The following is a 21,105-nucleotide window of genomic DNA, read 5'->3' on the forward strand; positions in this document are numbered from 1 at the left end:
ACCAATGACCAATGACCAATGACCAATGACCAATGACCAATGACCAATGACCAATGACCAATGACCAATGACCAATGACCAATGACCAATGACCAATGACCAATGACCAATGACCAATGACCAATGACCAATGACTAATGACCAATGTTAAAAACATACTTTTTTTTGGCGATAGCCTTACGGCGGGGTACGGTTTAGGAAACCATAAAACCGAGTCGTTCCCTGCGTTGATACAACAAAAAATAGATGTTGCGGGCCTGCCGTATCATTGCATTAATGGTGGTCTTAGTGGTGATACTACGGCTGGTGGTTTAAAGCGGCTGGAATATTGGATGAATCGTCCTTTGCACGTTTTTGTGCTCGAATTAGGTGTAAATGATATCATCAGGGGTATATCGCCGCAAACTACTGCGAAAAATATACAAACCATTGTTGACAAGGTAAAACTAAAATATCCTGGCATCATACTGGTAATGTTGGGTATGGAAGTTCCGGCTTTTATCCCCGGGACGTTTGCCGTAGATTTTAAAGCTATTTTTCGCAGCGTGGCCGATGCCAACCAAATGGCTTTTGTGCCTTTTTATTTAGATGGTGTTGCAGGCAAAACACACCTTAATTTACCCGATGGGCTGCATCCCAATGCAGCCGGCTACAAAGTAATGGCCGATAGCGTTTGGCCGGTGCTAAAGGCATTGTTATAATACAGGCCTTTTCCTGAAACCTGTTATTTTACGCCACTGGGTGTAAATTCATATCCTTCAAGACAGTAAAGGACGCCCAAATAAAAATATCATTTTACATTGCAGGGTATACGTTGAAAGCATGCTTTCGGCATAGTTTTAACTATGATTTGGCTAAAACCTTTTACTACTTTTATAAACCCGGATACTACCATTTAATATGAAACTACTTTTATGTAAGCCTGCGCTTTACATCGCTTTATCGTTTTTTTGTTTGTTTAAAATCCCTGTGGCTGCTGCGCAAACGCCAACAGCTATGGGCCTGCAGTGTGAATACCTGACTACCCCAATAGGTATCGACGCCAAACACCCCCGCCTAACCTGGAAAATGGCCGATGCACAGCAGGGAGCCGCTCAAACTGCCTACCAGCTTTTTGTAGGTACCGATTCGCTGGCGATTGCCGCAGGTAAGGCCGATAGCTGGGCAACTACTAAAACGTCATCGGCCACCAGCCTGGTTACCTATAACGGCAAGATATTGCAGCCCTTTACTAAATATTTTTGGCGGGTTGTTTTGTGGGGTAACGCTGGTAAAAAGCTTAGCTCATCGGCAATTACCAGTTTTGAAACGGGGATGATGGAAATGCGCAACTGGAAAGGATCGTGGATAAGCGATAACTATGGCATTGCAGCTAACCCTGCACCGTATTTTCGCAATACGTTTAAGGTTGGCAAAACTATCAGGTCGGCAAGGGCATACATCGCGGTAGCAGGTTTATATGAACTTTATATTAACGGTAAAAAAATTGGCAACCACCGGCTCGATCCAATGTATACCCGGTTTGACAGGCGTACGCTTTACGTGGCTTATGATGTAACCGCCAACCTGCAGAACGGTAAAAACGCCGTAGGGGTGCTGTTGGGCAATGGCTGGTACAACCATCAAAGCACGGCTGTATGGTTTTTTCACCAGGCGCCATGGCGTGGCAGGCCAACCTTTTGTATGGATTTAAGGGTAACCTATACCGATGGCACTACCGAAACCATATCATCCAACACACAATGGAAAACGTCTTTAAGTCCTGTTGTGTTCAACAGTATTTATACTGCCGAACATTATGACGCCCGCAAGGAACAACCCGGATGGAATACCGCCGATTTTGTTGACTCCGGATGGAAAAACGTAATTAACCGCTCGGCGCCATCGGCCAATATTGTGGCCCAAAGTCTACAGCCTATTCGTAATGTAGAGGAGATAGCCACCAAAACCATCACTAAAATTGATTATAACCTGTGGGTGTTTGATATAGGCCGCAACATATCGGGCGTAAGCCAGATTACCGTTAAAGGCGATTCGGGCACAATAATCCGCCTGAAACATGCCGAGCGGCTGAATAAGAACGGTCACGTAGATCAATCCAATATCGACCTGCATTACCGCCCGACAGATGATAAAGACCCTTTCCAGACCGATATTTTTATTCTTGGTGGTAAAGGCGAAGAAACCTTTATGCCTAAGTTTAACTATAAAGGCTTTCAGTATGTAGAGGTAAGCAGCAGCAAGCCTATCCAACTGACCAAAGAAAGTTTGAAAGCTTACTTTATGCACAGCGATGTACAACCGGTAGGCGAGGTAAGCTCATCAAACCCAACTATTAACCAAATTTGGAGCGCCACTAATCACAGCTACCTGAGCAACTTGTTTGGCTACCCGACAGATTGTCCGCAACGCGAAAAGAATGGTTGGACGGGCGATGCCCACATAGCCAGCGAAACAGGCCTGTACAACTTTGACGCCATTACTATTTATGAAAAGTGGCTGGCCGATCATCGCGATGAGCAGCAGCCTAACGGCGTATTGCCCTCCATTATCCCCACCGGCGGCTGGGGGTATGAGTGGGGCAATGGGCCCGATTGGACAAGCACTATCGCCATCATCCCCTGGAATATTTACTTGTTTTATGGCGATAGCAGGCTATTGGCAGATAGCTACACCAGCATCGAAAAATATGTAAACCATATTGATGAGCTGTACCCGACCGGCCTTACCAGCTGGGGCCTTGGCGATTGGGTGCCTGTAAAATCTGTTTCGCCGGTTGAACTTACCTCGTCGGTTTATTATTATACAGATGCAACGATATTGGCCAAAGCAGCCCATGTTTTAGGTAAACAAACCGATTTTGTAAAATATACGGCCCTGGCTACAAAAATAAAAAATGCCATCAATGCCAAATACCTTAATACGCAAACCGGCATTTACGGTCAGGGTTTTCAAACCGAATTGAGTGTTCCGTTATTCTGGGGCGTGGTGCCCGATAATATGAAAAGCAAGGTGGCCACCAACCTGGCCGCCCGCGTGGCTGCCGATAATTACCACCTGGATGTAGGTATCCTTGGCGCCAAAGCCATTTTAAGCGCATTGAGCGACAATGGTTACCCCGATGTGGCGTACAGGATAGCATCGCAGGAAACTTTCCCTTCATGGGGTTGGTGGATGGTGAACGGAGCAACAACGCTGTACGAGAACTGGCAGATTGATGCCAAATCTGATATATCACTTAACCACATTATGTTTGGCGAAATTGGCGCCTGGCTGTACAAAGGCATTGCAGGAATTCAGCCCGATGCAAATCAGCCCGGCTTTAAAAACGTGATCCTGGTGCCGCATTTTGTGCCCGGCCTAAATGAATTTACGGCCACACATGTTGGCCCTTACGGCAAAATTTTATCGTCATGGAAACGGGAGGGAAGCGGTGTTACTTATAAAGTAACTGTACCGGCAAATTCAACGGCAAGTATCACCTTCCCCGCAGGTAAAGTTACCTTATCAGGTAAATTCATTGGCAAAGAATATAAGGCGGTGGCAGGTAACTATGAGTTTAAAATAAGCCCCCCAACCCCCTGAAGGGGGAGCGTTTGATTGGTATGTTCGCTTTTAAAAGGAAGGTTAAGGCTAAATGACTTAAAATTGACAGGCCGGTTATAATACCGGCCTGTTTTGTATATAGCTTTGTTACATCGGGGCCTGCAACCCGTTTTGCTACCATGTACTATAAATTAACATTATTACTCCTGCTGATTGTTAATACAGCGTTTGCCCAAAACGATGAGGGCTGGGTATTAAAACACAGTAACGACGGTGTAAATATTTATACACGCAAAGTATCCAACTCAAAAATAAACGCCATTAAAGTGGAGTGCCATTTTGATGTTCCGGCCTCGCGGCTGGTAGCCGTTTTGATGGATGTGAAAAACAGCGAGGATTGGCTGTACCATACCTCATCAAACTATATTATAAAACAGGTATCACCATTGGAGTTGTATTACTATTCGATGGTAGAGGTGCCATGGCCCGTGAGTAACCGCGATTTTATAGCCCATATTAAAGTATCGCAGGATGCGGTTACCAAAGTAATTACTGTTGATGCACCCTGCATCCCTGATATGGTACCCCGAAAGGCTGGTGTGGTGCGTGTAGCCGATTCAAAAGGCAAATGGGTACTCACGCCTGTTGGTAATAATAAAGTTAAAGTATTGTACACCCTGCATGCCGATCCCGGTGGCAGCATTCCCGCCTGGCTAAGCAATATGTTTGCCACCAAAGGCCCTACAGAAAGCTTTCAAAAACTAAAATTGCAACTGCAAAAACCAATGTATAAAAACGTAAAGGTGCCTTATATAACGGAGTAAGCATCAGTCCTGAGGGGGGCAATTGAGTAGCTTCCTGGTTTTTTAGCGGCAGAATGCAAAAACAAAAAAAGCAATGAACAATACATTGCTTTTTAAATACCTGGCTTCTTGCCTCTATTTCTCTGTTTTCTCAGGAACAATCAGATAAACATCCTCGTTATCTTTTTTCATGAGATATTTTTCGCGGGCAAATTTTTCTAATTGCTGCGGGTTGGATGTAAGCTCGTTAAGCTCTTTGGTAACCTGGTCTGTTTGGGCTTTATAAAAATCGCGCTCTTTTTTTAGCTTGTTTACCTGGGTGCGGTATTCGTATTGCGAAAACAGGTCGTTTTTATCAAAAAAAATCATCCACACAATAAATGCCAGCGTAACCAAAAAGAATTTATTCTTAAAAAGGTTAATGAGGCGTTTCATTGATATGGGTTCTTTGAATTTCATTTAAAGCTATTTATTTTTTCTGAGGGTTGCAAATATTTTTGGTGAGTGGTTGATTGGGTTGATTAGGTGAGTGGTTGACGTTTAACTTAGTCAGCCATTCACCCAATCAACTACTCAACTATCTTCTACCCGACGATCTGCTTGCGCCGCTCATGCCACTTGCGCCGCCAGAACGACCGCCGCCTCCGGCTGGTCTGCCACCACCACCTGATGGTTTGCGGCCACTACCGCCACGGCCACCTTCGCGTTTAAAGCTGCCCGATCCTTTTTTGGATTGGCCTGCCACTAAGTTTGCAGCCATAGCCACGGGGCTCATTGGGTAAGGGTGACCTTCCTCAACAGGGATTTCTTTTCCTATCAGTTTATGGATGTCGCGTAAAAACAGGATCTCTTCCGAATCGCAGAACGACATGGCTATACCGTCGGCGCCGGCCCGGCCTGTACGACCTATACGGTGTACATAAGTTTCGGGTATGTTAGGCAACTCGTAGTTTACAACGTGTGTAAGCTCATCAATATCAATACCGCGGGCAGCAATATCAGTAGCTATAAGCACGCGGGTAGTACGGTTTTTAAAGTTGGTTAAAGCCCGCTGACGCGCATTTTGTGATTTATTACCATGGATGGCTTCGGCAGTGATACCTACTTTATTCAAATCTTTTACAACCTTATCGGCACCGTGTTTGGTACGGGTAAATACCAGTGCGGTTTTAATTTCTTTATCTTTAAGTATGTGGATCAGCAATGATTTTTTATCATTTTTTTCTACATAATACAAGGCCTGTTGTATAGTATCGGCTGTAGACGATACCGGGGTTACTTCAATCCGCTCGGGATTGGTTAAGATGGTATTGGCTAATGATGTTATTTCGGCAGGCATGGTAGCCGAGAAAAACAGCGTTTGCCTTTTTGATGGTACTTTGGCGATGATTTTTTTTACATCATTTACAAAACCCATATCCAGCATGCGGTCGGCTTCGTCCAGTATCAGCATTCTAACCTGGTCAAGGTGTACAAAACGCTGGTTCATTAAATCCAGTAAACGGCCTGGGGTTGCTATCAAAATATCAACACCACGACGTAAGGCATCAACCTGCGGGTTTTGCGATACACCCCCAAATATAACCAGGTTTTTTAAGCCGGTATGTTTGCCATAAGCAGTAAAGCTTTCTGCAATCTGGATAGCCAGCTCGCGGGTTGGGGTAAGTACCAAGGCTTTTATGGCTTTTTGCTCTTTGTGGGCCATCCTGTCCTGGAACAGTAACTGCAAAGTTGGCAAAGCGAAGGCCGCGGTTTTGCCCGTACCTGTTTGCGCGCAACCCAATAAGTCGCGGTGATTTAATACAATAGGAATGGCTTGCGCCTGGATAGGAGTGGGGGTTGTATATCCCTCGGTTTTTAAGGCCTTGAGGAGAGGCTCAATTAATTTTAAATTTTCGAATGACATGTTTGTTTGAATGTGCAGATGTGCAAATTTCAGATGTGCAGATGTGCTTGTAATATTATAGACTGATATGCCTATGTTTTTAGCGAGGCATTATTATTTCTGCAAAGATACGGTTTTTATTGGTAAGATTAATTTATGCGTAAGAAGGGATCGAAAAAATCAAATAACGATGTTGGCAAGGGTTACTTTGCCAATACAAAAGTATCAATGTTATTAAACAATTAATATGATCAAAAAAATCATCGTGGTAATAGCCTGCATTACACTATTATTGTCGTCATGTGACCCTATAAGTCATGATATCACTATCATTAACAGCACACCAGATTCCCTGTACTGCTTTATTCAGGAGTATAAATCAGACAACGAATACAAGTATAACTTTGCTTATGACGCTATAGCGGCACACGATACGGCTGCAAAGCGTTATGACATTGCTTATAACATCAATGCCCATAAGTTTTTACCGCATGACACCATCCATCCAATGGACAACGATTGGAGCTGGAAAAGGAGGACTGCTATTAAAGATGGTTTAACACTGTTGTTTTACAAAAGAGATATACAGCAATTGGCAGAAGACGCGCCGCTGGGTGCAAAAAATATTTATAGACGATTCGATCTGACTATAAGCCAATTGGATAGCCTTGAATATAATTTCGAACTTAAATAGTTAAGCCGTAACCGCTTTCCCGGCGGCTGCCTGCCTTTTTTGCTCACGTTCGCGTAAAAATGCATTTAGCAGCAGTATGCCTACACCAACCATAATGGCTACATCGGCAATGTTAAATATGCCGGTTTCAAAAATACCAAAGTTCATATGGGCAAAATCGGTTACGCTACCATAAACCGCCCTGTCGTACAGGTTGCCTATGCCACCTGCCAGTATCACGATGATGCCGGCCTGGTTAAGCAGTGTTAAACCGCGTTTTAATAACACATATAATAAGCCCCATGCCAATGCCGCTGCGGGTAAAACCGAAAGCAGGATAAAATGCCATGGATTGGGCAACTTATCGCCCATACTTAAAAATGCGCCCGTATTTTCGACACGGGTGATAGTTAAAAAGTTTTTTATAACAGTAATAACAATGGCAAAATGGATATGATCACGTACATATATCTTGCTGATCCTGTCGGCCCCAATAACTAAAGCTAAAAGCAATAACAACCACAACCCCCTCGAAATCCTTTTCTTATCCATCAAAATTTAGTACTGGTATTTTGTTTATAACGTAACAGGCGTTACTTAAGTTGTAGGCTCACATCAATTGCGGCCCCAATATTGGTCATTTTATAAAAAAGAGCCATCCGTTTTGTACAGATGGCTCCTGATATCGGTCGAAATTATTTTTTGTAGAATTTAAAATCTTTACCAATGAATTTTGCGTTTGCGCCTAATTCTTCTTCAATACGAAGCAATTGGTTGTATTTAGCGATCCTGTCTGAACGTGAAGCCGAACCGGTTTTGATTTGGCCGCAATTTAATGCTACGGCTAAATCGGCAATGGTAGCATCTTCAGTTTCGCCAGAGCGGTGGCTCATTACCGAGGTATAACCGTTGGTTTGTGCCAAAGTTACCGCGTTGATGGTTTCTGTTAACGAACCAATTTGGTTTACTTTTACCAGGATTGAGTTTGCAGTATCCTCGTTAATACCACGTTGTAAACGTTTGGTATTGGTTACAAATAAATCGTCACCTACCAACTGTACAGTTTTACCCAGTTTTTCGGTTAATAATTTCCAGCCATCCCAATCGTCCTCGGCCATACCGTCTTCAATCGAAATAACTGGGTATTTGGCAACAAGTTCGGCAAGGTATTCAACCTGCTCGGCGCTGGAGCGGATAGCACCTTTTTCGCCTTCAAATTTGGTATAATCGTATTTGCCGTCTTTGTAAAATTCAGATGCAGCACAGTCAAAAGCGATAAAGATATCTTCGCCTGGTTTGTAACCCGCTTTTTCAATCGCTTTCAAAATGGTTTCAACACCATCTTCGGTACCTTCAAAAGTTGGTGCAAAACCACCTTCGTCGCCAACTGCGGTCGATAAGCCACGGTCGTGCAGAATTTTTTTCAGGTTGTGGAATACTTCGGTACCCCAACGTAAAGCTTCAGAGAATGAAGGAGCGCCAACCGGCATAATCATAAATTCCTGGAAAGCGATAGGGGCATCAGAGTGCGAACCACCGTTGATGATATTCATCATCGGGATAGGTAAAGTGTTGGCATTTACACCGCCAATGTAGCGGTATAAAGGCTGGCGGCTTTCCTGTGCGGCTGCTTTTGCAACTGCCAATGAAACACCTAATATAGCGTTTGCACCAATTTTACCTTTATTTTCGGTACCATCAATTTCAATCATCAGGGCGTCGATGCTGTTTTGATCAAATACGTCAATGCCTTTTAATTCGGGAGCTAAAATGTCATTTACGTTAGCAACGGCTTTTAACACACCTTTACCCATGTATTTTGTTTTATCGTCATCGCGAAGTTCAACAGCTTCGTGTACACCGGTTGATGCACCAGAAGGTACTGCGGCGCGACCGAATGCGCCATTCTCAGTTAATACTTCTACTTCGATAGTAGGGTTACCGCGCGAATCTAAAATCTGGCGGGCGTGTACGTCAATTATTAAGCTCATTTTTTTATTGTCAGATATTTGTAATTTGTAAACCGGCGGCTAAGTTAACAGCAAAATCAAGAAATCACAATCGAAATTTTCTATTTGTTATGATTATTAACGATGAAGCCCAAAGGGTAACAACAAATTAACATGCAGTTAAAAATATTTTTATGTAATGGACTAAACCGCGGTGTTAATATATTAATCGGTTGTAGTAGGCACATGCTCGCGCTGCACAGCGTTTTTGCGGTTAATACGGTACATGAGCATCAGCATAATATTACTTTTGGCACTGCTTTGTATAGCCGTGTAATTACGCTGATTTATCCAGCCTGCCTGTACAATCCAGCTTTTATCAACCTGGTAACCCAAAGCGGCAGATATACGGTTGCGCTCGAAATTCGGCACCCTGTTATTAAAAAATACCTCATCGAAAACCGAGATAAACCAGGTGTTGGCAATAATTTTTTTGTGGTTTAAAGGAATAAACATATTTAGGCGATACCTGAAACGGTTACGGAAATCGCCATTTACCCAGCGCTGCTCTATGCGGTAACGGTGTTCGAATTTAAAGCGGTCTAAAAACTGGTTAACCGTCATTTGCTCCCAAAACCTGAATTCGTTGGTAGTTGGGCCCTTGTCAAGGTCGGTATAATCATAAGTATGGTAAGTTCCGGTACCAAGCAGGGCTGTGAAATTTTTATCCAGATCGTAACTTACACCCGCTTTTGCCTCGTAGTACTGAAACTGTGTAAACATGCCATTTGTACGGGTTTGAATTTCTGAGTATCCGCCCCATTTATGAGCGCTATCGCCCGGTAACACAACGGTGGCTATGCCCCATGTGCCCACTTTGCTATCCTGGGCTTGTACTGCCGAAGAGCCAATAATCAGTACCAATAAAAATAAGTAAAATTTGTTCACGTTAAATCAATGTTAATAAAACGCAAATATCTATTTTATTAACATTAATTTAATGTTGGTGGATAAAATTTATTTAGCGGGAAATACCTCGGGAAAGATGGCTGAAGATACTTATACACCAAATTAAATTATTATGGCGATGCCTTTGGCCCGGGCTAACCGCTCATACGCACACAAGGCATTAGGCGCGGGCCGGTATCCGCTTTTATCCCTATCGCAGTAGAAAATGGCAGTTTAAGCTTACATTTGTTTTGCCAAAAACGTGTGATATGACTAATGAAGAAGTGGTCCTTTTAATTGAAAATGAGTTTTTATCCAAAACATTAGGAGCTACCGCACAATACCTGGAAATCCATCAGCCAGCATTGAAAGATGGTAAGATTAGGATTGAGCGCATAGATAGGGAGAAGGAAGATGATTTGATAATTGTATACCTGCCGGTAGTGGACGAATACTTTTACTTTGCGGTTTATATCGATGCTAAAAAAAAGGACATATTTAATGTAGGAATGGAATCGCGCAATACAGTATACTTCAGGGCCGAGTCTGAAATAATTAATTTGGACATATTACAGAGTTTTACAACGCTACAACCAACAAGGGCATGGAACATCGGCGATTTAAGACCCGACGGAAGGCGGGTTTATAACTTTAACTGCATTGAATTTACTCCAAACCCCGAGGCGGACGAATTTGAAGACAAACTTGAAAAACTGTTAACGTTTTTGCAAAAAGATATTGAAGGCGTGCGTACATTAGCTGCAAATGCCAATGCGTTCGTTCAGGTAATTATGGATTTTCATGCCGGTAATCAGCGTTTGGGCGGTATGGCTATCAGTTCAAAGCATGTMCAACTATTAAGTAGTTTGAATTTGGCTATATATTTTGATGTCACCGCCTGGGGAGAACCGTTTAACTAATTGCTGATAAAGCGTGATAGATTTATAAAGTTGGAAATTGCTTTACTCCCTGGATAATGCGAAGCAAATATATTCCTGGTCTTAATTCTTGACTCTAACCTCTTGATTCTCCCCCTATTCCCATTTAAAAGTCTTTATAGCCACAGCATAAACAATAACAAACCAAATTAAAAGGATCAGGAGTTGATGCGTTACATCTGCCAAGCCCGCACCTTCAAAAGCCACCTTGCGCATGGCATTGTTTAGGTGTGTTAAAGGCAAAGCATTGCTGATTACCTGTAGCCATTTAGGGAAAGCTGTTACAGAAAAAAAAGTGCCCGACAGTAAAAACTGCGGCATGGTAATAATATTAGACAGGGGAGGCACCGTGCCCTCGTTTTTGGCAATGCCCGAAATGATGAATCCAAAGCCCATAAATATAATGAGCCCGAAAGCCGAGAGCACCAGCATATTTACTACCGTGATAAACCCGTGGATAAGTGTAAAGCCAAACAGGTAATGGCCAACTAAAATAATGAACAACGCACCCAGTAACGAGAAGGTTATCCTGGCCAGCGCCTCGCCCAACACAATGCTTGATCGTTTAACCGGCGTAGCAAAAAAGCGCTTGATAACCAATGTTAAACGCAAACTCAGGAAAACAAAGGCGGTACCAAAAACGCCGCTGCTCAGGATCGAAAAACCTAACTGCCCCGGTAAAATAAAATCGATGTATTTATAAGCGCGGCCGGATACGGTAGTTTCTTCAAGGTGCACAGCTTCGGGTATTTTAAAGCCTGATACGGATTGTATTTTGGCTATTTCGGCCAGCTGCGCATTGTAGGAAATATTGTTCAATATCGATTTTAAAATGCCTCCTTTGTTTGAAGCCTGGCTGTATTGTATTTTGATATTCAAAGGCTGCATGGGCACCAGCGGTTTAATATCTATAATAGCATCTATTTGCCCTTTAGCCAGGTTCTTGTTCATATCATCTGTTGACTGATCTGTTATGAAATTTATCAACTGTCGCTGTTTGAGTTGCTGATAAACCTTTCCTGCAGTATCGCAACCTTTGGCAACGCCAACATCAACCGAAGGCGCCCCGCCGCCGATATTGGCAAAAACAATAATAAATATTAAAGGGAAGGCCAACGTAAACACAACCGCCGACGGGCTGCGTAGTATGGCCCTAAAACTTGCTTTGGCAATAGCCAGGGTTGCTTTAGTATTGCTATATTTTTTCATTAGTTCATTTGGCCTCACCCCGGCCCTCTCCAAAGGAGAGGGAGGTAAAAACGGGTTTTATTTATTTACGATATTATGTATTATCTCTGTTCTTTTAAAGTCCTCTCCTTTGGAGAGGATTTAGGTGAGGCTCTCTACCCTTCCCGCCATTCCTTACCTGTAAGGTTTATAAAAACATCCTCCAGGTTGGCCAGTTTAACTTGTTTTTTACGTTCGAAACCAGTTTCTACCAACTGGTCAATAAAATGATCGGGGGTATCTATGCCAATGATGTGGCCGCCGTCAACAAAGGCAACACGGTCGCATAACACTTCGGCTTCGTCCATGTAATGGGTGGTTATCACAACCGTTGTACCCTGGTCGCGTATTTCGCGGATCAAATCCCAAAGGTTGCGGCGGGCCTGCGGGTCGAGGCCGGTTGTGGGTTCGTCTAAAAAAATGATGCGTGGGTTATTAATAAGCGTGGTGGCGATAGAAAAACGCTGCTTTTGCCCGCCCGAAAGGTCTTTATATTTTGCTTTGGCTTTATCAACAAGCGCAACTTTTTCCAGCATTTCGGTGGGGGTTTTGTCAACCCCATATAAGCCGGTAAACAGCTCTATCAGCTCCGATAGGTTAAGGTTGGGATAATAACCAGCTGCCTGCAACTGCACACCTATGCGCTGTTTAATGCTGTCTTTATCGGTATCAATATTAAAGCCATCAACAGTTATTTCGCCCGATGTTTTTTCGCGCAGGGTTTCAATAACTTCAAGGGTGGTAGTTTTTCCGGCGCCATTGGGGCCAAGTAAGCCGAAGATCTCGCCTTCGTAAACTTCAAAGCTGATGCCTTTTACGGCAGCAAAATCGCCGTAATTTTTTACCAGGTTTTTTACAGTGATAATGGGTGGTTTTGCCATAGGGTAAAAATGCAACAGAATAATGAAATATCAATGAATTATTTAAAACAGCTCCAGCCTCACCTAAACAGCATTCATGAGCGCCCAAAAGCATCATAGTGCGAATAATCCTCTCCAAAGGAGAGGACTTTTGATTTGCATATTTTATTTTCAAAAACCTTGATTTTTCAGAACCCTCTCCTTTGGAGAGGACAGGGTGAGGCTCTTTATGTTTTTGGTTACGGGCTCATCGTACTTTAACCGTTTTATCTTCGGTTGCCGATTTTGCCCGGTTCCGGTTTGTTTTATCTCCCTTTTTATAGTGTTTTTGTATAAATAACATTATTGGAGTACCGTTGATTTATATGAAACCTGATATAAAGCTCCCCCTTCAGGGGGCGGGGGGCTATTTTATCAAATGGCCTATAGAGTGAATAATAGTTTCGGCGTGTTCGGCAGCTTTAACTATCAGGTGGATGATTTGTATAGCAAGTAAAGTTTTCATGGTGATTGCGATTTGTTGATTCAAAAGTGCAAACAGAATGGGCTTTTAGCTATGGTTATTAGGCGAAGCAAAGCAAACTTCCGGTAAACGGCGGAAAATTACCGATGAATGTGTGGCCGAAACTGCGGTTTGTCGGTGAGTGTTTGAAAAAAAGCGCTGGGTTGCCAACGGATAATCGCCTTCGGAAAAAAAATCGGCCGCAGCCATAACAACACCCAGCCCGTAAATACCGTATTTACAGGCGGGGTGTTGTTTCGCCCTACTCTGCAATCGCCAGCAGCCGCTTCCACTCGGGGTGGCGTTTTAAATAAGCGACAATGTATGCGCAAAGGGGCACAATTTTCAGGTGGTTATCTTCAATATAATTAAAAGCTTTCTCTACAAGAGCCGCGGCAACGCCCGTGCCCTCCATCTCTGCCGGTACTTCGGTATGTATCAGGTAAATTTTGTCGCCTTTTAATTTGTAATCAATAAAAGCCCTGTTGCCATCTATAATGAGTTCAAAATTATGAATGGCCTGGTTATTAATAAGTGGAATGTCCTGGTATTTCATGTTTATTTAAAATTTGTGCCGAAACTAAATTAGCAACAAAATTAATAAAGCCGTTTTGTTATTGTATTTTTAGGAAAATGTTGCTGATAGGTTAAAAAAGAGAGCAAGCAAGCGGTTCAGCATGTTATTTAACTGGCCGCAAATGTCTGATATTAACTTAGTTGTTTGTGTTTTTAAATTTTAATTAATTTTGATTTGTGGTTCTATTTTTATAGAATTACACTTAGAAACATCCCTGGTTTCGCCGTTAATGAAAACTATTGTGAAGCAGTTTAAGCATATTTTACTTCATGCTATATTATCGTTATGCGTTATCTGCGCTTTTGCACAGGTAAAGCACCCGCGATATTTGGCCGGCAACAAGAAAAAAACGGCCACTGCTACACCGGTTAAACCGGTAAAGGGCAGTGCGCAATTTCGCGAGTTTTCAAAAATTTTGGCCAATGCCAATGTTACTTTTACCTTTCCCAAAGGTTTCAGGGAAATACAGGCTGTAAACAACGAGAATTTTTCTTTTGATTACGCCATGGAAATTCCCGGACGCGAGTTTGAAATATGGTTCCAGGTAAAATCCTTAAAACAAAACTGGCTGAGTTTGGAGCGCAACCATGAGCAGCAAAATCCCGATTCATCGTACCTGGAGGTTGGTAAAGCGCAGGCTACTAATTTTTCTGGCGAACAGGATAATTCTGTCAGGTCTATCCCGGCCAATGTGCTGGCCCGTTATAATGCCGATGCGGGTAAATCGTACCTGTTAACACTGATGGACATGCCCGATACCAAGAGCTACAAATACGCCCTGCTTATTATTTTGCAGCGTAACCATACCGGTACCATTATGGCGGTTTGTTTTACCAACGAAAAAGATGCTGAGTTTTTCAGGAACATTGATAGGGCCAGCAACTGCCTTAAGTTTAAGCCCCATTAATAGACACACTAATTCTCACCAATTAAAGGCGAATTTCACGAATTGAGGAGTGGATTTTCTTGTCAGTTAATCATGATAGTCATGAGATTCGTGAAATTCGCTTTAATTAGCGTGCATTCGTGTATTTCAGATATAATGTTAATAAGTTGACAGTTTTGAACACTCAATTCATTGCCGAAACTTTATTTTTGCAGATAGGTGCATAGTGACACCTATTTTAAAATTCTACTTTATAAATGGCAGAACCAGTTAATTACAGTGAAGATAGTATCCGTTCGCTCGATTGGAAGGAGCACATACGTTTACGCCCCGGTATGTACATCGGTAAACTGGGCGATGGCTCGGCTTACGATGATGGGGTATACGTATTGCTTAAAGAGATTGTAGATAACTCGATAGATGAGTTTGTAATGGGCAGCGGTCGCACCATCGAGGTAAATATGAGCGATCATAAAGTATCGGTACGCGATTATGGCCGCGGCATCCCGCTGGGTAAGGTTATTGATTGCGTAAGTAAAATAAATACCGGTGGTAAATATGATAGCAAGGCCTTCCAAAAATCGGTAGGGTTAAATGGTGTGGGTACCAAGGCGGTAAACGCGCTATCAAACAATTTCATCGTACAATCATACCGCGAGGGCCGTACCAAGCTGGCCGAATTTGCCAAAGGCGAACTGATTCGTGATGAAGCCGAAAAGGAAACAACCCAGCGTAACGGTACCGCTATCAACTTCATACCCGACGATACCATTTTCAGGCATTACCGTTTTATCCCGGAGTTTGTCGAGAGCATGATCTGGAATTACGTGTTCCTTAACTCGGGCCTTACCATTAACTTTAATGGTCAAAAATATTTTTCGGAACGCGGGCTGTACGATTTGCTTACCCGTAATACCGATGTAGAAACATTGCGCTATCCTATCATCCACCTTAAAGGCGAGGATATTGAAATAGCCATGACCCACGGGCAGCAATATGGCGAGGAATATTATTCGTTTGTAAACGGCCAAAACACTACGCAAGGGGGTACCCACCAGCAGGCCTTTCGCGAGGCAGTGGTAAAAACCGTTCGTGAGTTTTATAAAAAAGAGTTTGACGCAGCCGATATCCGGGCATCAATAGTTGCCGCAATTGCTATTAAGGTACAGGAACCGGTTTTTGAATCGCAAACTAAAACCAAGCTGGGTTCTCAAAACATCGGCCCCGAAGGCCCGTCTGTGCGTACTTTTATTAACGACTTTGTTAAAAAGGAATTAGATAATTACCTGCATAAAAATCCGGCTGTTAAAGACGCTTTAGAAAAACGCATCCTGCAATCAGAACGGGAGCGTAAGGATATTGCAGGCATCAAAAAACTGGCCAATGAACGCGCCAAAAAAGCATCGTTACACAACCGCAAACTGCGCGATTGTAAGCTGCATTTTGAAGATACCCACGAGCGCCGCCAGGATACTACATTGTTTATTACCGAGGGTGATTCGGCCAGTGGAAGTATCACCAAATCGCGCGATGTAATGACCCAGGCAGTTTTTAGTTTAAAGGGTAAACCGCTTAACTGTTTCGGCCTAACCAAAAAGGTAGTTTACGAAAACGAAGAATTTAACCTGCTGCAACACGCCCTTAATATTGAAGATGGCCTGGATGCCCTGCGGTACAACAACATCGTAATAGCTACCGATGCCGACGTGGATGGCATGCACATCCGCCTGCTGCTGATGACTTTCTTTTTGCAGTTTTTCCCCGACCTGGTAAAAGCGGGCCACGTTTTTATTCTGCAAACGCCACTATTTAGGGTGCGTAATAAAAAAGAAACCATCTATTGCTACAGCGATGAGGAACGCCGTAACGCCATAGCCAAATTAGGCAACAAGCCCGAGATTACCCGCTTTAAAGGCCTGGGCGAGATATCGCCCGATGAGTTTGGCTTGTTTATAGGCAAAGACATCCGCCTTGACCCTGTGATCCTGAAAGATGCTAATATTAAGGGCCTGCTGGAATACTTTATGGGCAAAAATACCCCAACCCGCCAAATGCACATTGTAAACAACCTGCGGGTTGAAAAAGATGACGAAAGCATTAACCCGCTGGTAGCCGAAGAGGCCGACGGTGTGGCATTGCCGGTGGCGGTGTAAATAGGTTTCTGAACCGGAATTTTTAGGATTATCGGAATTTCTCGAATTTTTAAAATTCTGCTAATTCTTTAATTCGATAAATTCCGGTTCAGACAATTTAAGTATATCAAAACATATTTCGAAAATATTCATTACCTTGTATCCCCCTATTCTTTAAATGGATAGGGGGATAGTTTTTATATAACTTTTAAAAAAAGAACCCTCTCCTTTGGAGAGGGCAGGGTGAGGCCATGACTAACCACGAAATTAAAATAGCGTTCGATGAATACGACGCTATTGAGCAACTTGATAAAACCGATTACAGGCTGTGCCTTGAAGCAGCCGAAGCATTAAAAAACTCCCATTCTCCATATTCAAAATTCAGGGTAGGGGCAGCGTTACGCCTGCAAAGCGGAAAAATTATTTACGGCAGCAACCAGGAAAACGTAGCCTATCCATCCGGCCTGTGTGCCGAGCGTGTAGCATTATTTTACTGGGGGGCCAATCACCCCAATGATCCTGTTGAAGCTATGGCGGTAACCGCCCAGACAGATGAATTTGAACTTACCCGGCCGGTAACCTCATGTGGCTCATGCCTGCAGGTATTGGCCGAAGTTGAGAAAAAGCAAAACAAACCCATTAAAATTATATTATATGCACAGCAGGGGCCGGTTTGGGTAATACAGGGCATTGAAAATCAACTGCCATTTTTGTTTTTTGAAGAACGCCTTACTACATAAACCATGAAATTAAAACTGCTTTTATTGCTTATTGGCTGTGCCTTTACCACCCACGTATTTGCGCAGCAGGGCTTCCCGTTTGATAACGAGATCAGGGCTTTTAAACACCAGGATAGCGTGAGCTTCCCTAAAAAGGACGGTATTTTATTTATCGGCAGTTCGTCCATTCGCTTATGGAGCGATCTGGAACAACGTTTTGCCGATAAGCCTATTATTAAACGCGGCGTTGGCGGCAGCACCATCGAACAATTGGTTGATTATTATACGCCTTATATCCTGGTGCCATATCAGCCCCGCAAAATATTCATTTACGCCGGCGAAAATGACATAGCTGCTGGTAAATCCGGGCAATTTGTAGCCGATGAATTTACCAAGCTGTGGGCTATCATTCATACCAGGTTGCCTAAAACAGAAATTTATTTTATGTCGGTAAAGCCAAGCCCGTCGCGCGTTAAATATTATGCCGAAGTTTATAAAGCTAACGACCTGATTAAAACCTACCTCAAGGATAAGCCCAAAAGCCATTATGTTGATTTAGTGCCGGCCATATACAAGCCCGGCACAACCCAGCCCGATAGTAGTTTATTTAAAGGCGATTACCTGCATTTAAACCCAAAGGGCTATGATAAATGGGAGATGGTGTTGAAGCCACTGGTGAAGTAGGTAACAAAAGACTACAGTCGGCACACAAGCCCTCGGGTGGGGTGGTTTGTTAAAAAATCATTGACGCAAAAAAGCCATCCTTTTCGGGATGGCTTTTTAATTAAAGTTTGTATTGCTTTGCTGTTTTCAATAATGCCGTGCTGTTACGTATACTTAACAACAGCGGCATTTTAATTATTAAAACACAGCAACAGCATTCAAACAATTAAGCTTGTTTGGCAAACTGAACGTTAATTAACAGTTTGATGTCTTCGCCTACTACAATTGAGCCGGCTTCGGTAACGCCGTCCCAGGTAAGGCCAAATTCTTTACGGTTAATTTTACCGCTGATTTCGAAACCTGCTTTGGTGTTCCCATAAAAATCAGCAGCCGAACCGCCAAATTCTACAGCTAACGATACCGGTTTAGTAACGTCTTTGATAGTTAAATCGCCTTTTAAAGCAAACTCATCGTCACCGGTTTTGGTGAATGAAGTTGATTTGAAGCTGATTTTTGGATAGGTTGCTGCATCAAAAAATTCAGCCGATTTCAAGTGCTCATCACGTTGGCTTTGATTAGTGTCGATGCTATCGATATCTAACGTAAAGTCGATCTCGGCGTTTTCAAAATCATCGTTATCTGTGATTAACTCACCGGCAAAGCTTTTGAAAAAGCCGCTTACGGTTGATATAACTAAGTGTTTTACTTTAAATTGTACTTCTGAATGCATTGGGTCGATAACCCATTTTGTTGCTGTTTGTGTTGACATGATATTTGTTTTTTTTGTTGATACAAAGATAATACAATAATAGATGTTTAAACATCTATTATTGCTAATTTACAATTCGCAGACAATGAGATACAAGTTTAACCATACACTTGCGTAAAAGTTTAAATATTTAAGTTTTTAGTTTTGAGTCAGGAGTTTTTTTAGATTTGACTAACCACTAAAATCAAACATACCATATCAATGTTAAGTAATTAATATGTTGTTGTAAGTAAAAGGCTACTTTTTCAACTCAAAACGCAATACGCACAACTCATAACCTAAAAAAATGAGAAAGCTTTTTATAGTTTCATTCTTTATCATATTTGCTGCGCTGGCAGGGTGGACCATCATCTGGAAACCCGCCGCATGGTCGTTCATTATTATGGTGCCCATTTATGCTGTGGGTTTTTATGACCTCGTGCAAAAAAAGCACAGCATTGTGCGCAACTTCCCGGTGTTTGGGCACCTGAGGTTTTTGATGGAGGATTTGCGGCCCAAAATATACCAGTACTTTGTTGAAAGTGATACCAACGGTACACCGTTCAACCGCCAAAACCGCAGCGTAGTGTATCAGCGGGCCAAAATGGTTGATGATACCCGCCCCTTTGGTACCGAGCTTGACGTTTACGAAAACGGCTACGAATGGCTTAACCACAGCATTGCCGCTATTGATCACCATAAACTAAATATGGCCCCCCGTGTAAAAGTTGGCGGGCCCGATTGTACGCAGCCTTATATGGCCAGCGTATTCAACATCTCGGCCATGAGTTTTGGCTCGCTGAGTGAGAATGCCATACTGGCCCTTAACGGCGGCGCCAAACTGGATAACTTTGCCCATAACACCGGCGAAGGCGGCCTGAGCGACCACCACCTGCAGCCCGGCGGCGATATTATCTGGCAGATAGGCACCGGCTACTTTAGTTGCCGCCATAAGGATGGTACTATTGATTATGATGCCTTTGCCCTGCGTGCCGTGCTGCCGCAGGTAAAAATGATCGAGATTAAGCTGTCGCAAGGTGCCAAGCCGGGGCATGGCGGTATTTTACCGGCAGCCAAGGTAACGCCCGAAATTGCCCGCATCCGCTTGGTCGAGATGGGGCAGGATGTGGTATCGCCACCGTACCATACCGCTTTTAGCGATCCTATTGGCTTAACCACCTTTATTAAAAAACTGCGCGAGCTATCCGGTGGCAAACCCATCGGCTTCAAATTGTGCGTAGGCCATAAAAGCGAATTTTTGGCTATTTGCAAAGCGATGGTTAAAACCGGCATCTACCCCGATTTTATCACCGTTGATGGGGGCGAGGGCGGCACCGGCGCAGCCCCGCTTGAATTTTCGAATTCGGTAGGTATGCCCCTGCGCGAGGCTTTGGCATTTGTGTACGATGCCCTGACTGGGTTCGATATTAAAAAACATATCAAGCTCATTGCCTCGGGCAAGGTAGCTACCGGTTTCGACCTGGTGAAGAACTTTGCCATCGGTGCCGACATGTGTAACAGCGCCCGCGGCATGATGTTCGCCCTGGGCTGCATCCAGGCGCTGGAGTGCAATATGAATACCTGCCCAACCGGCGTGGCTACGCAGGATAAAGGCCTGATGCGCGGACTGGTGGTCGACGATAAAAAGGTACGTGTAGCCAATTTTCACAAGGCCACAGTAGGCAGCGCTATTCAGATGATAGGTGCCTCCGGCCTTACCAAACCCTGCGATTTGCACCGCATGTTCATTTACCGCCGCATTAACCACAGCCAGATTCAAACTTATGCCGAGTTGTTCCCCTATATCCCCAAAGGCAGCCTGCTGAACACCCCATACCCCGCCAGTTTTGAACTGGACATGGCCCTGAGCAGCGAGAATACCTTTTTACCGGATTATAGTGTGGTAACTAATATTGATTACAGTAATGTGAGTTCGTATATAGTATGAAGTAGTTGGTTTTGGAGTATCAAGTAGTAAGTATCAAGTAGCAAGACAGGAGCTGCAGCAAACTACCTCGCAATGACGGTAGTTTGATATTGACAGTCAGT

19 protein-coding genes are annotated in these 21,105 nt (G+C 43.4%); 10 read left to right on the forward strand and 9 right to left on the reverse strand.

Going from position 1 to position 21,105, the window contains the following annotated elements:
* Positions 1-137: 137 nt before the first annotated feature.
* From AC1DV1_RS12890 to AC1DV1_RS12900, 3 genes are all read left to right on the forward strand, one after another.
* Positions 138-701: an arylesterase gene (locus AC1DV1_RS12890; RefSeq protein WP_477359736.1), complete on the forward strand. Its 564-nt coding sequence runs from the start codon at positions 138-140 to the stop codon at positions 699-701.
* Positions 702-900: 199 nt separating this feature from the next.
* Positions 901-3,585, forward strand: a complete 2,685-nt coding sequence (locus AC1DV1_RS12895) for an alpha-L-rhamnosidase (protein ID WP_477359738.1) — start codon at positions 901-903, stop codon at positions 3,583-3,585.
* A gap of 140 nt (positions 3,586-3,725) precedes the next feature.
* On the forward strand, positions 3,726-4,370 hold the full coding sequence (locus AC1DV1_RS12900; RefSeq protein ID WP_477359740.1) for an START domain-containing protein: 645 nt from the start codon (positions 3,726-3,728) through the stop codon (positions 4,368-4,370).
* Positions 4,371-4,484: 114 nt separating this feature from the next.
* Here AC1DV1_RS12900 and AC1DV1_RS12905 read toward each other — a convergent pair whose 3' ends face one another.
* Both AC1DV1_RS12905 and AC1DV1_RS12910 read right to left on the reverse strand, forming a co-directional pair.
* Positions 4,485-4,808 carry an FtsB family cell division protein gene (locus AC1DV1_RS12905; RefSeq protein ID WP_477359742.1) on the reverse strand — a complete coding sequence of 108 codons (324 nt, stop codon included), beginning with the start codon at positions 4,806-4,808 and terminating at the stop codon, positions 4,485-4,487.
* A gap of 118 nt (positions 4,809-4,926) precedes the next feature.
* Positions 4,927-6,255, reverse strand: a complete 1,329-nt coding sequence (locus tag AC1DV1_RS12910; protein ID WP_477359744.1) for a DEAD/DEAH box helicase — start codon at positions 6,253-6,255, stop codon at positions 4,927-4,929.
* A gap of 226 nt (positions 6,256-6,481) precedes the next feature.
* Between AC1DV1_RS12910 and AC1DV1_RS12915 the strand changes: the two genes are divergently transcribed.
* The gene (locus AC1DV1_RS12915) at positions 6,482-6,928 is read left to right on the forward strand and encodes a hypothetical protein (RefSeq protein WP_477359746.1); all 447 of its coding nucleotides are present in this window, start codon (positions 6,482-6,484) and stop codon (positions 6,926-6,928) included.
* On the opposite strand, the gene lspA is transcribed toward AC1DV1_RS12915, so the two are convergent.
* The 3 genes from lspA to AC1DV1_RS12930 form a co-directional block, all read right to left on the reverse strand.
* On the reverse strand, positions 6,929-7,459 hold the full coding sequence (lspA, locus tag AC1DV1_RS12920) for a signal peptidase II (RefSeq protein WP_477359748.1): 531 nt from the start codon (positions 7,457-7,459) through the stop codon (positions 6,929-6,931).
* A 143-nt stretch (positions 7,460-7,602) separates the two neighbouring features.
* Complete coding sequence (gene eno / locus AC1DV1_RS12925) at positions 7,603-8,898, reverse strand: phosphopyruvate hydratase (RefSeq protein ID WP_477359750.1); 1,296 nt, start codon at positions 8,896-8,898, stop codon at positions 7,603-7,605.
* A 183-nt stretch (positions 8,899-9,081) separates the two neighbouring features.
* Complete coding sequence (locus AC1DV1_RS12930; protein ID WP_477359752.1) at positions 9,082-9,804, reverse strand: DUF2490 domain-containing protein; 723 nt, start codon at positions 9,802-9,804, stop codon at positions 9,082-9,084.
* A gap of 269 nt (positions 9,805-10,073) precedes the next feature.
* Here AC1DV1_RS12930 and AC1DV1_RS12935 point away from each other — a divergent pair, with 269 nt between their 5' ends.
* A complete protein-coding gene (locus AC1DV1_RS12935) occupies positions 10,074-10,724 on the forward strand; it encodes a DUF4279 domain-containing protein (RefSeq protein WP_477359754.1) in 651 nt (216 codons plus the stop codon).
* A 114-nt stretch (positions 10,725-10,838) separates the two neighbouring features.
* Here the strand turns inward: AC1DV1_RS12935 and AC1DV1_RS12940 are convergent, their stop codons facing one another.
* From AC1DV1_RS12940 to AC1DV1_RS12950, 3 genes are all read right to left on the reverse strand, one after another.
* The gene (locus AC1DV1_RS12940; RefSeq protein WP_477359756.1) at positions 10,839-11,951 is read right to left on the reverse strand and encodes an ABC transporter permease; all 1,113 of its coding nucleotides are present in this window, start codon (positions 11,949-11,951) and stop codon (positions 10,839-10,841) included.
* Between the two features lie 134 nt (positions 11,952-12,085).
* Entirely contained in the window at positions 12,086-12,850 is a 765-nt protein-coding gene (locus AC1DV1_RS12945) for an ABC transporter ATP-binding protein (RefSeq protein WP_090651231.1), read from the reverse strand.
* Between the two features lie 743 nt (positions 12,851-13,593).
* Positions 13,594-13,887: a GNAT family N-acetyltransferase gene (locus AC1DV1_RS12950; RefSeq protein WP_477359758.1), complete on the reverse strand. Its 294-nt coding sequence runs from the start codon at positions 13,885-13,887 to the stop codon at positions 13,594-13,596.
* Positions 13,888-14,149: 262 nt separating this feature from the next.
* Here AC1DV1_RS12950 and AC1DV1_RS12955 point away from each other — a divergent pair, with 262 nt between their 5' ends.
* The 4 genes from AC1DV1_RS12955 to AC1DV1_RS12970 all read left to right on the forward strand — a co-directional run bounded on the left by AC1DV1_RS12955 (position 14,150) and on the right by AC1DV1_RS12970 (position 18,329).
* Positions 14,150-14,815, forward strand: coding sequence for a hypothetical protein (locus tag AC1DV1_RS12955; protein ID WP_477359760.1), 666 nt, complete (start codon positions 14,150-14,152; stop codon positions 14,813-14,815).
* Positions 14,816-15,051: 236 nt separating this feature from the next.
* Entirely contained in the window at positions 15,052-16,947 is a 1,896-nt protein-coding gene (locus tag AC1DV1_RS12960; protein WP_477359762.1) for a DNA topoisomerase IV subunit B, read from the forward strand.
* Between the two features lie 230 nt (positions 16,948-17,177).
* Complete coding sequence (locus tag AC1DV1_RS12965) at positions 17,178-17,666, forward strand: cytidine deaminase (RefSeq protein ID WP_477359764.1); 489 nt, start codon at positions 17,178-17,180, stop codon at positions 17,664-17,666.
* Between the two features lie 3 nt (positions 17,667-17,669).
* Positions 17,670-18,329, forward strand: a complete 660-nt coding sequence (locus tag AC1DV1_RS12970; protein WP_477359766.1) for a GDSL-type esterase/lipase family protein — start codon at positions 17,670-17,672, stop codon at positions 18,327-18,329.
* Positions 18,330-18,534: 205 nt separating this feature from the next.
* On the opposite strand, the gene AC1DV1_RS12975 is transcribed toward AC1DV1_RS12970, so the two are convergent.
* On the reverse strand, positions 18,535-19,077 hold the full coding sequence (locus AC1DV1_RS12975) for a YceI family protein (RefSeq protein WP_477359768.1): 543 nt from the start codon (positions 19,075-19,077) through the stop codon (positions 18,535-18,537).
* A 286-nt stretch (positions 19,078-19,363) separates the two neighbouring features.
* Here AC1DV1_RS12975 and AC1DV1_RS12980 point away from each other — a divergent pair, with 286 nt between their 5' ends.
* Positions 19,364-21,004: an FMN-binding glutamate synthase family protein gene (locus AC1DV1_RS12980; protein WP_477359770.1), complete on the forward strand. Its 1,641-nt coding sequence runs from the start codon at positions 19,364-19,366 to the stop codon at positions 21,002-21,004.
* The last annotated feature ends 101 nt before the right edge of the window (positions 21,005-21,105 follow it).

It is taken from the genome of Mucilaginibacter sp. P4_D1, assembly GCF_056401935.1.